Origin of the sequence: Pseudomonas sp. OA65 (genome assembly GCF_017498305.1) — a bacterium.
Classification (GTDB): Bacteria; Pseudomonadota; Gammaproteobacteria; order Pseudomonadales; family Pseudomonadaceae; genus Aquipseudomonas; species Aquipseudomonas zanjanensis.
This window is the reverse complement of sequence record NZ_JAGDEZ010000011.1, coordinates 178,553-192,400: the sequence shown is the minus strand read 5'-3', so window position 1 is coordinate 192,400 and position 13,848 is coordinate 178,553. Positions and strand designations below refer to the sequence as shown.

The 13,848-nt window shown below is 56.9% G+C and carries 18 protein-coding genes; 8 read left to right on the top strand and 10 right to left on the bottom strand.

Features of this window, described 5'->3' with window-relative positions; genetic code table 11:
- The first annotated feature begins 216 nt into the window (after positions 1 to 216).
- The 4 genes from J3361_RS12565 (at position 217) to J3361_RS12550 (ending at position 3,063) form a co-directional block, all read left to right on the top strand.
- Positions 217 to 504, top strand: a complete 288-nt coding sequence (locus J3361_RS12565; RefSeq protein ID WP_207964868.1) for a hypothetical protein — start codon at positions 217 to 219, stop codon at positions 502 to 504.
- A 135-nt stretch (positions 505 to 639) separates the two neighbouring features.
- Complete coding sequence (locus J3361_RS12560; protein ID WP_207964864.1) at positions 640 to 1,695, top strand: alpha/beta fold hydrolase; 1,056 nt, start codon at positions 640 to 642, stop codon at positions 1,693 to 1,695.
- A gap of 75 nt (positions 1,696 to 1,770) precedes the next feature.
- Positions 1,771 to 2,340 carry a DJ-1/PfpI family protein gene (locus tag J3361_RS12555; protein ID WP_207964863.1) on the top strand — a complete coding sequence of 190 codons (570 nt, stop codon included), beginning with the start codon at positions 1,771 to 1,773 and terminating at the stop codon, positions 2,338 to 2,340.
- Positions 2,341 to 2,376: 36 nt separating this feature from the next.
- Positions 2,377 to 3,063 carry a hypothetical protein gene (locus J3361_RS12550; protein ID WP_207964862.1) on the top strand — a complete coding sequence of 229 codons (687 nt, stop codon included), beginning with the start codon at positions 2,377 to 2,379 and terminating at the stop codon, positions 3,061 to 3,063.
- Positions 3,064 to 3,207: 144 nt separating this feature from the next.
- Here the strand turns inward: J3361_RS12550 and J3361_RS12545 are convergent, their stop codons facing one another.
- The 4 genes from J3361_RS12545 to J3361_RS12530 form a co-directional block, all read right to left on the bottom strand.
- On the bottom strand, positions 3,208 to 3,645 hold the full coding sequence (locus tag J3361_RS12545) for a GNAT family N-acetyltransferase (RefSeq protein ID WP_207964861.1): 438 nt from the start codon (positions 3,643 to 3,645) through the stop codon (positions 3,208 to 3,210).
- A 122-nt stretch (positions 3,646 to 3,767) separates the two neighbouring features.
- Complete coding sequence (locus J3361_RS12540) at positions 3,768 to 4,169, bottom strand: GFA family protein (RefSeq protein ID WP_207964860.1); 402 nt, start codon at positions 4,167 to 4,169, stop codon at positions 3,768 to 3,770.
- A gap of 250 nt (positions 4,170 to 4,419) precedes the next feature.
- Positions 4,420 to 4,869 carry an NUDIX domain-containing protein gene (locus J3361_RS12535; RefSeq protein ID WP_188251013.1) on the bottom strand — a complete coding sequence of 150 codons (450 nt, stop codon included), beginning with the start codon at positions 4,867 to 4,869 and terminating at the stop codon, positions 4,420 to 4,422.
- 168 nt (positions 4,870 to 5,037) lie between these two features.
- Positions 5,038 to 5,661, bottom strand: a complete 624-nt coding sequence (locus tag J3361_RS12530; protein WP_207964859.1) for an SMI1/KNR4 family protein — start codon at positions 5,659 to 5,661, stop codon at positions 5,038 to 5,040.
- 72 nt (positions 5,662 to 5,733) lie between these two features.
- Between J3361_RS12530 and J3361_RS12525 the strand changes: the two genes are divergently transcribed.
- The gene (locus J3361_RS12525) at positions 5,734 to 6,189 is read left to right on the top strand and encodes a GNAT family N-acetyltransferase (RefSeq protein WP_207964858.1); all 456 of its coding nucleotides are present in this window, start codon (positions 5,734 to 5,736) and stop codon (positions 6,187 to 6,189) included.
- Between the two features lie 33 nt (positions 6,190 to 6,222).
- Here J3361_RS12525 and J3361_RS12520 read toward each other — a convergent pair whose 3' ends face one another.
- Entirely contained in the window at positions 6,223 to 7,038 is an 816-nt protein-coding gene (locus J3361_RS12520) for a suppressor of fused domain protein (protein WP_207964857.1), read from the bottom strand.
- A 130-nt stretch (positions 7,039 to 7,168) separates the two neighbouring features.
- Positions 7,169 to 7,657, bottom strand: a complete 489-nt coding sequence (locus J3361_RS12515) for a GNAT family protein (protein WP_207964856.1) — start codon at positions 7,655 to 7,657, stop codon at positions 7,169 to 7,171.
- 99 nt (positions 7,658 to 7,756) lie between these two features.
- Between J3361_RS12515 and J3361_RS12510 the strand changes: the two genes are divergently transcribed.
- Entirely contained in the window at positions 7,757 to 8,317 is a 561-nt protein-coding gene (locus tag J3361_RS12510; RefSeq protein WP_207964855.1) for a nucleotidyltransferase family protein, read from the top strand.
- A 300-nt stretch (positions 8,318 to 8,617) separates the two neighbouring features.
- Here the strand turns inward: J3361_RS12510 and J3361_RS12505 are convergent, their stop codons facing one another.
- The 3 genes from J3361_RS12505 to J3361_RS12495 form a co-directional block, all read right to left on the bottom strand.
- On the bottom strand, positions 8,618 to 9,064 hold the full coding sequence (locus J3361_RS12505; RefSeq protein WP_207964854.1) for an NUDIX hydrolase: 447 nt from the start codon (positions 9,062 to 9,064) through the stop codon (positions 8,618 to 8,620).
- Positions 9,065 to 9,139: 75 nt separating this feature from the next.
- The gene (gene dapF, locus J3361_RS12500) at positions 9,140 to 9,943 is read right to left on the bottom strand and encodes a diaminopimelate epimerase (protein WP_207964853.1); all 804 of its coding nucleotides are present in this window, start codon (positions 9,941 to 9,943) and stop codon (positions 9,140 to 9,142) included.
- 112 nt (positions 9,944 to 10,055) lie between these two features.
- Positions 10,056 to 10,865: a helix-turn-helix domain-containing protein gene (locus J3361_RS12495; RefSeq protein ID WP_207964852.1), complete on the bottom strand. Its 810-nt coding sequence runs from the start codon at positions 10,863 to 10,865 to the stop codon at positions 10,056 to 10,058.
- A gap of 115 nt (positions 10,866 to 10,980) precedes the next feature.
- Between J3361_RS12495 and J3361_RS12490 the strand changes: the two genes are divergently transcribed.
- Positions 10,981 to 11,310, top strand: a complete 330-nt coding sequence (locus tag J3361_RS12490; protein ID WP_207964851.1) for a DUF2834 domain-containing protein — start codon at positions 10,981 to 10,983, stop codon at positions 11,308 to 11,310.
- A gap of 40 nt (positions 11,311 to 11,350) precedes the next feature.
- On the opposite strand, the gene J3361_RS12485 is transcribed toward J3361_RS12490, so the two are convergent.
- A complete protein-coding gene (locus J3361_RS12485; protein ID WP_207964850.1) occupies positions 11,351 to 12,511 on the bottom strand; it encodes a PDZ domain-containing protein in 1,161 nt (386 codons plus the stop codon).
- 202 nt (positions 12,512 to 12,713) lie between these two features.
- On the opposite strand from J3361_RS12485, the gene J3361_RS12480 reads away from it, so the two are divergent.
- Entirely contained in the window at positions 12,714 to 13,829 is a 1,116-nt protein-coding gene (locus J3361_RS12480; protein WP_207964849.1) for a PDZ domain-containing protein, read from the top strand.
- The last annotated feature ends 19 nt before the right edge of the window (positions 13,830 to 13,848 follow it).

Sequence of the window (13,848 nt, the reverse complement as noted above, 5' to 3'; positions counted from 1 at the left end):
AACAGGATTGGGAGGGCGAACACTGTCTGTACTATCCAGTTGTCCCAGTTGCTGTTCACTTAAGTAAATGATGAACCTGTGGCGAGGGAGCTTGCTCCCCCTGGGCTGCGCAGCGGCCCCTTTTTGTGAGCGCTGCGCACTCAAGCGGGAGCAAGCTCCCTCGCCACAAAAGAAAACAGCTCCATGCCGGGTCTGGCTGTGGTAGAGAACTCCCCAATGACGCACACCGCTACCGACAGTGTCGCAACTCAGGTCCGCAGGCTTGCTGAAACCCACAATATCACCGCTGAGCTTGACGCCATCAGTCGTATGGCCGCGACCATCACCCGTCTGACCGGCGACGTCGTCGAACTGGATAACGTCGAACAGTTGCTCGTCAATCTCAAGAGAAAGGGCATTCTGAGCAAGTCTGAGATCCTGACGCTCCAAGGTGAGTACCTTCAAGAAAAAAGACGCGCCAAGAAACGTAGTGGCGTTGCGCAATATTCGTATGGACACCGGTGATAAATTCTCCCTCTCGAAGTTTGCCTTCGAGCTAGTTTCTCGGGTCGATAAAAGTTATGCACTGCGGTTCGAATCTGAGCTTTAATGCCGGGGCTTATCGACAGCCCCATTCGTCTAATCAAGGAAGAAACGACATTGAAAACAGCTCTCGGCGCCCTGCTGTTGGCCTGCCTGACAACGACCGCATTCGCTGACGAAAACCCCATCGGCTTCCAATCCTCCACCCTGCCGGATCCGCACAATGGCCGCGCCCTGGAGATGGTCGTCTGGTACCCCAGCGCAACCACCGCAACCCCGCAATTGATCGCCGATAACGCGGTGTTTGTCGGCGCCTCTGCCGTGCGTAACGCGCCGCCCACTGCCGGCGAACATCCACTGGTGGTGCTCTCCCACGGCTACAGGGGCAACTGGAGCAACCAGATCTGGCTGGCCAGCGCCTTGGCCCAGAAGGGTTACATCGTCGCCGCCATCAACCACCCCGGCAGCACCACCCATGACCGCAGCCCGCAATCAGCGGCGCAGCTATGGCAGCGGCCCGTTGACCTGCGTCGGGCCATCGATGCGGTCACGGCTCAACCGGAAAAATTTGGCCGCGTCGCCAACGACCGAATTGCAGCCGTGGGCCATTCACTCGGCGGCTGGACCGCCCTGGAAATCGCCGGCGCCCGCTTCGATCCAGAGCGCTTCGCCCAAGACTGCAAAGCTCATTCGCAGTTAGCCAGTTGCACCGTTTACGCACAGATGAACCCCGCCAGCACCGCTGAAGCAAAGGCCGAGCTGGCCGCTGATTGGCGCGATAAACGTGTTACTGCGGTGGTGACATTGGACTTGGGCCTGTCACGGGGCCTGACCGATGAAAGCTTGGCCGCGCTGCCTGTCCCCGCCCTGGTGATCGCTGCCGGCGTACCGTCGCAAGAACTTCCCGCCGAGTTGGAGTCTGCCAATTTGGCCAAGCGACTTTCATCGGCGACAAGCCGTTACGTCGAGATCAAAGACGCGAGCCATTTCAGCTTCATGTCGATGTGCAAACCTGGCGCGGAAGAAATGCTTGAAGAGGAAGTGCCAGGGGATGGGATCATTTGTCGGGATGGTGATGGCGGTCGTGCTCGGGGGGTGATTCAGCAGCAGGTTGTGTCGCTGATCGCGGAGTTTCTGGCGCAATCCCCAGCAGACAAAAAAGCCAGTTTGTAACCGGTGGTACTGACTTGCCGCGGCTTAACGAAAATGCCGTGGTAGACATTTGGCATTCATGGAGGATTCTGACTGATGGCACGCATGGGTTTGATACTGACACCCGGTTTTGCGGACTGGGAATATGCTTTCATCGCTGGAACTGCGTCCCCTTTTTACGGGATCGACCTCAGGTTTTTCGCTCCCGCTACGGGGCAGTTCCGTTCCCAGGGTGGATTGGCCGTAACGGTTGATAACAGTTTGCAAGAATGCCTGGATTGGAAACCGGACGTTGTCGTCGTCATTGGAGGAATGGTCTGGGAACGTGCCGAAGCACCCGACATTCGCGATTTTCTTCAAGCGAGTCGATCAAGTGGCGCGACAATTGCCGGTATCTGCGGAGGAACGCTAGCCCTTGCCAGGGCCGGGCTTCTCGACACGGTTCCTCATACCTCGAACAGCGCAGACTTTTTGCACAAGAATGCCGTGGGTTATGAAGGAAATGAGTTTTATCGAAGCAGCCCAGTCGCTGTGGTTGCGGACCGCATCATCACTGCTCCAGGCCCTGCCCCCGTAAGCTTCACCTGCGCAGTGTTCGAAGGTGCCGGGTTATCTTCAGAGATCATTTCTGAGTTCAGGTCGATGTTGGCAGCAGAACATGGGTAATTGCGCTTTTTCCATTTTTGAACCGCAGGAGAAACGATGACGGGTTCGGCAGAAAGGAACGGTCTATTCCCGGCCAGCACACACGATGACCTCGACGTGACCGATGGCACAGCTTTCGCCGCCTGGGCTCGCGTCTGGGAGGTGCTTGGCGTCAGAGACGCGTCACGAGAAACCTACGAAGAACTCCTTCGACACTACGGCGAGCCGCACCGCGCGTACCACAACCTGCAGCATCTGAAGGAATGCCTTCAGGTGCGCCGATACGTCAACGCGGCCTGCCAGGCTCCCGCAGAAGTCGACCTCGCGTTATGGTTCCATGACGCGATCTACGACCCCCTCCGCAGCGACAACGAGCTGCGCAGTGCGCAATGGTTGGATGACGTGGCACGCAATAGCGGCTTGGGCGAAGAAACGCGACGCAGGCTTTACGACCTGGTGATGGTGACGCGACACGACGGCGCCCCAGCGTCGGTAGACGAAGCGGTGCTGGTAGACACGGATCTGGCGATCCTTGGGGCATCGTTCGAGCGGTTCGAGGAATACGACCAACAAATTCGCCGCGAGTACTCGTTTGTGCCTCTGCCTGTGTACCGCCAGAAACGGCGCCAGGTCCTTGAAGGTTTCCTGGCGCGTGGACGGATCTATACGACCGCAGCGTACTTCGATGCATTTGAGCAGCGGGCACGCGCCAATCTTGCACGAGCCATTGACCGTCTTGACTGAAGAATGGATTCAAGCGGCGAAGGGATATTCAAATTCGCCGGCGCTCAACCATGGTGATCGTCGTCATTCGAAAAATCGGGACTCAGCCATCTAATCAAGCTGCAAATCTTGATCAAGGTGACGTGCTCGTCGAATTTAAACTTACTATGCCCCGGAAGAATCATACCGTTTGACAAACCGACGCTCGTCGACCGCGTAACCTTGCTGTTGATAAAAAATGTGAGCCTGCATTCGGTGGTCGCTGCTAGTCACCTCAGCCCGGACGCAAAGTTGTTCTATAAAAAATGCATCAGCAGCGGAAACTAGCATCGCCCCTACTCCTTGTCCTCGGGCGTCTTCATCGATGACAAGCGAGGTAATGCGTCCGAGCCTACCCGGCTGATGAAACAGCTCAAGTACATGTAAGCTTATGACACCGATAATATTTTTACCGTCTTGTGCCAGCAGCACGGTATCGCGAGCGCTAAGTTCTAATGCTTCAAGCTTATCTCGGATTAGCTTCGGCGAGGTTTGGTAGCCTAACTGGCCCAGGAGTCTGGACACAGATTCTGCATCGGTTAGTAAGGCTTTTCGAACTTTCATGTTGCTCTCAACTGGGTATTGCACAGGCTTGTCCACCCTTTGAATTCGACTTGACCTATCGTTTGCATCGGACTTAACCAACACGCTGGGTGACTGAGACCGGCAGAAAGCGATCAAAGCCGTCAGTCGACCTGAGAACACAGGTTAGATGGCTTGAACCAGAGGACTGCGGAGTCGACATGAACATGCTTCTGCTTTTGAGGCAGGAAAGGTGTATCAAGCGTGCCCAACGCTATCGAGACCCAGTCGGAGAATTTACCTTCAGATCGAGACCAAAACAGAGTCGAACCGCAATCGATGCAGAACTCACGTAATACGGCCTCTGACGAAGCATAGCTTTTGATGTTGGTGGAACCGCGAAGTACTCGAAGCGCGCTACGGGGAATGCTGCCGTACGATGCGAATGCTGCCCCGTGCCCCTTGCGACACTGGCTGCAATGACAATGACTCACTGCTTTTGGTGAGACGAGTAGCTCGTAACTGACGGCAGCGCATAAGCAGCTTCCTTGGTATAGCTGTGTCATAGGCCTTTCCGTACAGATAAGAAACCCCAGCGTAACTGTCCCAGTCCAATCAGTCGACCGACCGTTATTTGCCGTCTGCTGCCTGCTACGACGCAGCTATCGAGCCAAGACCCCGAAGCATCGGGGACAGACCGATATGGATAACGCTGAGAGTCCGTAAAGGGTCGGCTGCAGCCCTTCGAGATAGGCTGAAATCGGCCAGAAGCGGTCGCTGGAGAGACGTCTGAGGACATAAAGTCGAAGCTTCGGATCACATATTTCTGCTTTGCTCATGAGCCAACACAAAACCTCGCGCTGTCAGCCTGGCAGTTAGGAACATTAACGCTCTACGGAAGACCGGATGACAGTCGGCATACGGCAAATTATCGAGCGGAGCCCAAAAAAAGCTAAAGAAATGGCCATGGTCATCGAGCGTGAGATGAGTCCATTGCTCCGGCAAGGATGCCTGGGTGAAACACAGCTGAAATGACCATATCTGGTCGAGATGCTCGGCGTCCCAGCAGCCCATATCGCTGACAACCGAGGCGTCCGTAATGCCCGACTCTTCGCTTAATTCGCGCAGAGCGGTCTCAACTGGAGTTTCGCCTTTCTCGATTGTTCCTTTGACCAGTTGTACGCCTGCTATTGGATGGCGGAACAGAAGGATGTGTGTGCCAGGAATGCTGGAGAGGATTACGGGGCAAGCCTTGTTCGGTGACATGGCGATTTCCTTATCGACAACGAAGCACGCATCTTACGACCTTATCCTCTGCGTGAGTCGCCAGATATTCTGATGTCCGCTTCGGGTCGATTGCAGCCCCTTCAGGACAGGCATAGTCGCCCCAAAGGAGCCTGTATACATCTAAGGATGTTAGTCACCGGCGAGTCGTCAAATCAACCGATCCAAAACCCGCGCATTCCACAATTCCCGATACCGCTCCCGCCACCCCGGGCTCCCCTTATCCAACCACTCCAACGTCGCCTCAACACTCTCAGGGCTGATCATGAAGTGATTGATATGCTCCTCGATCCGCTCTTCCGATAGATGCAGCAAGTCCAGATAACCATTGAAAGAATCCGCCAACACCACGTACTCATCGCCCTGCTGACGGCGCCCGGTCCAGGCCGGTAAACCCGCCACCATCGCCGCCACGTCCTGGCGCCCTTCCCGCACATCCAGCAGCAAGATACTCGCGCCGCCGTCGCGACCTATCGGCAACAATCCCGTCTCGGGGAAGCCGGGCTGGGCCCGCAGTTGCTCCAGCTCAAAAGGGTTGGATTCATACTTTTCGTCCAGATCCAGCCCGTACAGCGAAAAGCTGAGCAATTCCTCATAGCCATTGGCGAGCGTGGCCAACACATCGTATTCCACGTAGGCGCCGTTGCAGGTCTTGAGAAACTGGCGATAGTCGTCCGGCAGGCGGGCACCCAGGCTGGCTTCCAATTGTGAGATGGCACGGTCAGTGGCGCCTTCACGGGTGTCTTCGAGGATGAGTCCGCGATAATCAGCCATTGCGCCTTCCGTTTTGGTCAGTGAAGCCGAATCCTTCTATGCTCAAGCGACTATGCGCAAGGAGCTACCTTGATGGATTATCTGATTCGAAACGCTATGGCCGCCGATGCCCCGGCCATCAGTCAAACGATTATCAATGCCTTGCGCCAGTCCAATGCCCAAGACTACTCACCCGAAATTATCGATCAAGTGGCGCAAAATTTTTCCCCGCCGGCAATTCTTCAATTATTGGCTCAACGCCAGATACTCGTAGCAACAGTCGACAATCATATCGTTGCAACGGCGAGCCTCGATCAGGACGTGGTCCGAAGCGTGTTTGTCGACCCGAGCTATCAAGGGAAGGGTCTCGGAAGACACCTGATGGCGAGGATTCAATCGATCGCCATCAACGCAGGCCTGAACCTGCTGCGGGTTCCCTCTTCAATCACCGCAGAAGGCTTTTATGCTTCGCTTGGCTTTGAAAAAGTCCGGGATGAGTTCCACAAGTCAGAGCGCACGATCATCATGACGAAAACCTTGGACCTGTAGCACTGCAGCGTCCAAGAAGGTACCCCTGCGCCATCACACCACGCTCGCCCGATGCAAGCTGCTCAAATGCCCAACCCCTGCCGCCTGCAAACGACTCACCAGATCCTCCCGCGCCGCTCGCCCACCCGAACGCACGTACTCCAGCTCCGCCGCGGTGATCAATACCACCGGCACCAATCTGACCGGCGACAACGGCATGTCATCCAGTTGGGTCGGGAAATCCGGCGCCGGGGCACCGAGCAGAACGCCGGTGGAGTCGTCATCGGTCACGAAGTGTTTGGGCAATTGGTCGCTCATGTGGTGCGATTGGCTGAGCCCGGGAAGTTCAAGGGACAGCGCCCCATACTGGTCGAGTTGGTGGGTGATGCCGCCCGCGTCGGCCACCGTCTTGGCGACGTGTTCCACCAATTCAAATGCCCAACTGCCCTTGAAAGGATCGACCTCGCCCACGGGGCCACGGGCGTGTTCGGGGATGTCCGCGGTTTCGACGAACAACTCCATTTCGAAACCGTTGCCCATGCCTTCCGTGTCATCGAATGGATCGGACAGGCCTTCGGTGGCGAGGATGATCGTGTCGCCACGGCGAACCACACGGTAGGCCTGGCGGGTCGAAGGCCAGTACGGGCCGCCGGAAAAGGTCGGGCTGATCAAGTAGGCAAGGACATCCCGCTCGACCGTGCCGACAGCGCTCCAATGACGATCCAGGCACGCTGCGCCGGCTTCCCGGACGGCCAGATTGGCGGCTTCAGCCTCAGTCAGGTCGACAAGCTCAGGGAATTGCGGAGCGGGCTGGTCGTGTTGAGTTTCAGGGGCTTTTGGTGAACCGAAGAGCTTCTTGAAGAAATTCATGGGCGTTCCTTGCTGGTTTTTCGCTCGGCGTCATCCGCGTCAGCATTCGCTGATCCGGTGGCAGGCGTCGATTGCATTGTGGCGTGTTGGAGTAGATATGAAAACGTGGTCAGGATGATGAGGCGCAGGCCTATGCCCCGCCCGTTCTACCGCGACGCATATGGATAAGTGCGGTTCTACGATGATCTGGAGAAACTCGCTCTTCGACAGCGAAGGGCAAAAAGCCCAGCTTTGGATAAAGCAGCAAGCCAGCCGTGTTTTCATTGAAACACGATATCTGTACCTCAGAGGCGTCATAGCGGTCGAACGCCAGGGCCGTCATCGTTTCCACCAGAAAGGTTGCGACTCCTTTACCTCGCGCTTCTTGGGCGACGATGAGATTACCGATACAGCAAACTCCACCGGTTTCAGCCCGATAGAAGTTAGCAAAACCAACGACACGCTTCCCTGCCACCACGACGGTCGAATCGAATCGTTGAGCGATAGCGTCAGCCAACTGAGCACTGGTCAAAGGGTATTGGGCTTTCGGGAACATATAAAACAGTTCCCGAGCGTCCAGCACAAAGCTACAAATCGTCTTGATGTCGTCAGCCGTCACTGGCCTGCTTTGTAATGTCATTGGGCGTCCTTGAGATTGATGCGTTTGGTATCTTAGCTCAGCTGATTTTGCTCAGGCATCTGTCGGGCGGCAGGACTGGATAGATTTCAAAGGATGAACATGACATTGACGGTCGAAAGTCTGGTCAGGATAGCAATGACCAATCCAATCAACGCACAAATCACTTCGTGCTTGCCTGCGCTCGGTTTAAATCAATGCATGCTCACGGCTGGCTGCCTGTTCCAAGCCGTCTGGAATCATCAAACGCAGCAACCGTCCTCTTGGGGCGTTAAGGATTACGATGTTTTTTACTTTGACCCGGACCTGTCTTGGGAAGCCGAGAACGAAGTGATCAACGCCGCCCAGCGACTCTTCCAGGACCTCGACGTCAACATCGAGGTCAAGAATCAGGCCCGCGTCCACCTCTGGTACGGTCAGCGGTTTGGCAAGCCTTATCCTCAGCTTCAGTCGGCCAAGGATGGCATTGATCGTTACTTGATTGCGGGTACGTGCATTGGGCTGGACGTTGAAACCGGTGAGGTCTATGCGCCCTTTGGCCTGGACGATATCGAGCAAGGCTTTCTGCGTATCAATCCAAATAATCCGCAGCCGGATTTGTTCGATGAGAAGGCGAAGAGTTATCAGGCTCGCTGGCCGTGGCTCAGGATTGTGGAGAAATGATGCCAATCTCCACAATCCCGTGGCGAGGGAGCTTGCTCCCGCTGGGTGGCGAAGCCGCCCCAAAGTACTTTCCAGAAAAAACGAGGTCAATGGTCTACGACGGCTACGCCGCCGAGCGGGAGCAAGCTCCCTCGCCACGGAGTGTGTATCTATTAAGATTATGTGTGTACTTGCTGCCGGCTTCGCGGATCATGTGTAAAAAAACACAGGGCTATCAGTTGAGAGCTGCCTTTGCGGCACGATCCGGTCCAGGCATCTTAGCCGTAGCTCCGGATTATGGATGACCTTCACTGATCCGACTTATTCCAGGAGCGAAGCCGACTTGAGCAAATCGTAAAGTCCTTCAGGCACCAGCGGTGACAAAGCCGTGAAACTGTCACTGGAGCACCACGTGGCCTTGAACGATGCACCGTCGCTTTCAAAGCCTTCCAGCCAGGGTTGTTTGTAGAGATCGGCGTCGTCAAACCTTGCATCGTAGACTTGGACGATCTCGTGCCCAGGCTTGCCGGCGTAGGTGAAAATGCTTTCCAAGGTGCCAATCAGTCGAAGGTCGCTGATCGAGGCACCCAGCTCCTCTTGCACTTCTCGGACGATGGCCTCATGGCTTCTTTCGCCGAACTCAATACCACCGCCAACGGGACGAAAAAACATCTGTTTTTTATTGGCATCGTAAAACTGATTGACCAGTATTTTTCCGTGATGATGAAAGATACAAAGAGCGAGGGGCCGAATGCGTTGCTCCGACATGAGTAAAACTTCCTTTTGATTTAATGATGCACAACGTCCTGCAAATATCAGTATCAGGGTTTAAACACCACCCACTCAACCTTGACTCATCGTTCCCGAAAAACTTGCCTCCACCGGCCCGACAAGAACGACCGCACCCACGCCATCCCACTGAACCGTCACGCTTCCGCCATCACATACAACCTCGACGGTGCTGTCCAACAAACCACGACGAATGCCGTTAACAACCGCACCGCACGAGCAGGATCCCGACCCCTGCGCAATCCCTGCACCACGCTCCCAGATGCGCAACCGAATATGCGTGCGATCAATGATCTGGACGAAATGAACATTGGTCTTGAGCGGAAACAGCGCGTGGGTTTCGATGGCCGGGCCGATCGTCGCGATATCAAGGCTGGCCAGATCATCGACAAAATAAGTGCAGTGCGGATTACCCATGCTGCACGCGGCGGGACTGCCGGCCAGTGGCAAGGCGGCGGTGTCGAGTGCTTGCGCTAAAGGAATGTCCGACCAGCCGAAAAGCGGCACGCCCATGGCGACGGAAATGTCGCCGGTTGGAGTACGCTCGCAAGTCAGCAGACCACGGTTGGTGCGCAGCACCAGCGAAGTAGCATTTGCTTCGCGCATCAGCAGATCCGCCGCTCCTCGCGTCGCGCTGCCGCAAACATCCAGCGGGGAGCCATCCGCGTTCCAGAACATCACCCGCGCATCGGCATCGTCGCAATCGAGCAACACCGCGAGCTGGTTGAAGCCCACGCCCCGGTTCCTATCGCCCATACGCCGGGCCATGGCACTTGTCACTGGGCTGGCTGCATTGCGCGAGTCGACAATAATGAAGTCGTCGCCATTGGCATGCATCTTATGAAAGCTCAGTGACATGCAAACGCTCTGCTGGAAATGGAATTACCGTAATAAAAAATGCAGGTTGCCTGAGCGTTCCGGACATACAACATGATTCGATTGAGTGACAGTTGCATGTATTCATCCGTGATCAGGGTGAGTGTTGCGCCTTCTTATATGCCGTCGTCATGACCTCCCAGGTTCCAGTGTCGGCAGGAATCAGATGCTCGATACGCAATGAGCTCATCGTGATGTCGAGTGGCATACCGAAGGTGGTGAACGTCGACATGAACTTAAGCTCACCCTGGGAAGAGTCGACTCGCGTCAACAACAGCGGAGGCAGTTCGTTAGCCAGCGCAGCGCTGTGTGGGGCCGGCAGGCTCTTCAGGATCTCAGCCAGCGCCGGATGACTCAAGGCTTCCCTGGATGCGCGTTGCCAAGCCACTAATCTTATTTCCTCGGCGTTACTCAGATGATCACCCAAGCCACCGGGTTGCAGCAGTGTCACCAACAGGTTAAGTCCCTCTGCCGCCTCTCTGGCAAGACCCACCAGATCGAACAAGACTCCCGCGCTGGCGTTGGCGGCAAGGATGTCCCATTGAGCATCCAAGACAATTGCTGGGGCGGGGTTATTGGCGTGAAGGATGTGATCAATGGCAGCACGCACCACCTCCATTGTCGATGATGTGAGCGGCGTCGTTTCGTAGCGAGGGGCGTAGCCGCTGGCGAGGAAGATGTCATTGCATCGTTCCAAAGGTACATCCAAGGCAGTCAATAAGTTGTGCAAGGTGCCGGGACTTGGCTTCGCGCGTCCCGTCTCGATGCAACTAAGGTGACGCTGAGATAGCCCTGTTATCAGCGCGCAGTCCAACTGACTGAGTCCGGCCTGTTGGCGCAAGTGACGCAGTTGGGCACCGGCCGAGGTTGGCGGCGTTGTTCGAGAGAAAGGTCGACTGGTCATCGTTGACTCTGGCATTGCGGGTGAACGGCGTCGATGACCTCAGAGGTCATTGAAACCATGACGGTCAAATCACTAGCCTACCTCCCTGATCAACGAACTTGTCCAGGGAGGCAACTTGAAGAAACCTTACATCGCACTGGTGACATTGCTGCTTTTTTCCGTGTACACGGCGAGTACTTTGTTTCTCGCCGAGCAATCGCTCCTGGCGTTCGGCCTCGGGCTCATGTCGCGCCCAGACACCGCGCAGGTTGTCATCGACCTTTATCTACTCGCTTGCATGGCCTGCGTCTGGATGTACCGGGACGCACGTTCGAAAGGCCGGTCGCTCACATCGCTGCTGCCTTACTTCCTGATCACGGCCATCTTCGTATCAGTCGGTCCGCTGTTGTACATCGTCGTCAACGGATTTGGACACCAATCGTCGCTGACAGGTACTCATGATTAGCCAGCTCCTCAAGTCATGCACCGCAACGGACAATCACAACTCACGGCCAATCAACAAGCACCGCTTTCGGATCCCCCTGGCGCATCTGGGCCAGTTCAGCATCCGCCTTGGCTTGCGTCGCGTGGCAGAACTCGAAGGCGTTCTGGGTCTTGCCGGTCGGCCCCTTGGCTTCGGCCATGCACACCACGGCGCCCGGTGTGCAAACGGCGCTGTTGAGTTTGAAATCACCCCAAACGCCGGGCTGTTCCTGCTTCACCTTGGCGATGTAGCTTTTGAGCGAGGGTTGCATGTCGCTCGCGGCACCGGCGATCAATTTGACCGGGCTGACCGCAGCGCCGTACGTATGCTGGGTGGACAGTACGGCGGTGCAATACATGGCTGCGGCCGGGACCACCGCCGTGGCACCGTTGGCCATCACCGTAGGTGTCATCGCGACTTGCGTCCCACCAGGCCCCACCAGAACCGGAACGATGCTAAACGCGTTGTTTCGCCAGACCTTCAGGTTCACCCGCGAGCCGATTGGCGCTTTGGCAACGGCCACCCTGAAATCGATTGAATCAGCGATAAGCCCGTTATCCACGGCCACGATCACGTCTTGGGGCAAGATCCCGGCCTGTTGCGCACCGCTGCCCGGAACAGTCCCCTGCACCACAACCCCGGCGGGAGGCGCTGACAGCGCCATCGCCCGCTTCGGATCGATGGTCTCGATGCTGGCGCCGATCCTGCCGCGAGGCAAATTGGCCGGCTGGCAGCTTTTTTCAAGCCAGACCTGGCTGGCCGCTTCTTTTCGAGCCGTGGCGACCTGCTTCAGGATGGGCTCAGCGCTCGCTTGGTACATCGGCACCTCGCTGAGGGACATTTCGATGTATTCGCAAGATTTGGAGCGATACCGGTCAGGCGTTTCCCGGGCCACCAGCTTTTGCAAGTCAATGGGTGGCAAGCCTTGGGGGGCGGCAACGGTGGAGGTTGCGGGGGAGACGCTGGCGGAGTCCGCAGTGGCGACCGAGGAGACTACATAGGCGCCGGCCGCCAGGCCTACGGCACTGGTCATTACGCTGGTGTCGACGCCTCCCATGGGCAGCAGCATCGCACCGACTACCGCCGCCTCACCGAGACCGCCATCAGAGGCACAGCCAGCCAAGGCAGTGAGCGAAAGTGCAACGGCAAGCCTGGTGCTTGATTTGAAGGCAGATGCGGACATTTCGCTTCTCAGTGATTGATTCGAGTGGATCGTGCCGCATCATGGCAAAGTGCCTTTCAGTTGTATATCGAATGCACATTTGCCCGGATGCCACCCGTCTCAATCACTACGGCAGCGAAGCGCCTGGTTGAGGTTGGACAGGATGATGGCCAAATAGTACCTTGCCTGGACCTGCCTAAACGCCACGACCTCAGAGAAGCCCATGTCGACAAAATGCCTTGCCGCAATACTGGTGCTCTCCCCTCTCCTGGCGTCTTGCGTCAACCCGATGTACAGCTCTGCCGAGCGAGCCGAAACAGCGGAATACCTGCGCAAGGTCAAGGATCCGGCGACCTACTACGCCATGGATTGTGAAACGTTCCTGGCGACCAAACGGGGCTGGGAAACGCATCCGAGCATGGCGGACGATCCCGTTAACCTGGTGATCCAACAAGTCGCCAGACAACGCGATTGTTCAGCCGGTAGCGCTCCAGCACCAGTTGCCGCTGCGGTGTCACCGACGCCCGGGATGTCCGCGGCAATGCCCGCATCGGAACCTAATCAGTCTGGGGGCTTGGGCCTGCACATCACCAGCGTTACACCGGCGGTGGCTCAGCAATTTGGCTTAGCCGCTACCAGCGGCGTATTGGTCGTGAGGCCAGTGCCAGGAAGCGGCGCAGAAAAAGCAGGCATGTTGGCTGGCGATATCGTTTTGCAAATTGCCGGGACCCCGGTCAACAGCCCGGCCGAGCTGACCGCTGTCGCCAGTCGTATTCGACCTGGCTTCGCGGCGCCGCTGAAGGTGTGGCGCAACCGGGCCCCCATCGACGCGTTGGTGGAAATAGGCGACTCATCGGGCTTGGCACCCTCGGTAGCGCTTGCACCTGCGGCAGCCGCCGCGCCGACGCGCCCCCTGGCCGCTCCCGTTACATCGCCAGCAAGCAATAGCGCGGCCAATACTTCGTTCTGTTTTGCCCTGTTCGAGGCCAGGCAAGTCCAGGGGCTGAGCGACTATCCATCAAGGGGCCTCATCACCGCCATCTGGCAAGGCCCGGCACTGAGCGGCACGCCGGCTCGCCTCGCCATGCCGGAGTTCCAGGCATTCACTCGGTCCCAAGGCTACGACGTGAAAATGCAACCGATGTTCTGCCAGCCAATCGGTGCCAGCGAACAGTGCCAGGCGCTGGGGTCGGAGAGTTTCATGCTGACCGAGCGCAGCTTTACCGCGATGGTCAATTGCACCGAAACCTTGCAGGACGTGGAAACAACGCGGGGTCTACTGTTTAAACAGTGGCCTTATCTGCAGACCACCCCGTGGCGTCCGTTGGCGAGTCAGTGACTGTCTCGATGGGTTGCTC

Bases quoted from the DNA above. Each gene is read 5' to 3' on its own strand.
- J3361_RS12555 (WP_207964863.1), top strand. From the start codon at position 1,771: ATGGCACGCATGGGTTTGATACTGACACCCGGTTTTGCGGACTGGGAA.
- J3361_RS12510 (WP_207964855.1), top strand. From the start codon at position 7,757: ATGACATTGACGGTCGAAAGTCTGGTCAGGATAGCAATGACCAATCCA.
- dapF (WP_207964853.1), bottom strand. From the start codon at position 9,943: ATGTCACTGAGCTTTCATAAGATGCATGCCAATGGCGACGACTTCATT.
- J3361_RS12540 (WP_207964860.1), bottom strand. From the start codon at position 4,169: ATGACACAGCTATACCAAGGAAGCTGCTTATGCGCTGCCGTCAGTTAC.
- J3361_RS12515 (WP_207964856.1), bottom strand. From the start codon at position 7,657: ATGACATTACAAAGCAGGCCAGTGACGGCTGACGACATCAAGACGATT.
- J3361_RS12485 (WP_207964850.1), bottom strand. From the start codon at position 12,511: ATGTCCGCATCTGCCTTCAAATCAAGCACCAGGCTTGCCGTTGCACTT.
- J3361_RS12505 (WP_207964854.1), bottom strand. From the start codon at position 9,064: ATGTCGGAGCAACGCATTCGGCCCCTCGCTCTTTGTATCTTTCATCAT.
- J3361_RS12545 (WP_207964861.1), bottom strand. From the start codon at position 3,645: ATGAAAGTTCGAAAAGCCTTACTAACCGATGCAGAATCTGTGTCCAGA.
- J3361_RS12480 (WP_207964849.1), top strand. From the start codon at position 12,714: ATGTCGACAAAATGCCTTGCCGCAATACTGGTGCTCTCCCCTCTCCTG.
- J3361_RS12565 (WP_207964868.1), top strand. From the start codon at position 217: ATGACGCACACCGCTACCGACAGTGTCGCAACTCAGGTCCGCAGGCTT.
- J3361_RS12525 (WP_207964858.1), top strand. From the start codon at position 5,734: ATGGATTATCTGATTCGAAACGCTATGGCCGCCGATGCCCCGGCCATC.
- J3361_RS12535 (WP_188251013.1), bottom strand. From the start codon at position 4,869: ATGTCACCGAACAAGGCTTGCCCCGTAATCCTCTCCAGCATTCCTGGC.
- J3361_RS12520 (WP_207964857.1), bottom strand. From the start codon at position 7,038: ATGAATTTCTTCAAGAAGCTCTTCGGTTCACCAAAAGCCCCTGAAACT.
- J3361_RS12495 (WP_207964852.1), bottom strand. From the start codon at position 10,865: ATGACCAGTCGACCTTTCTCTCGAACAACGCCGCCAACCTCGGCCGGT.
- J3361_RS12530 (WP_207964859.1), bottom strand. From the start codon at position 5,661: ATGGCTGATTATCGCGGACTCATCCTCGAAGACACCCGTGAAGGCGCC.
- J3361_RS12550 (WP_207964862.1), top strand. From the start codon at position 2,377: ATGACGGGTTCGGCAGAAAGGAACGGTCTATTCCCGGCCAGCACACAC.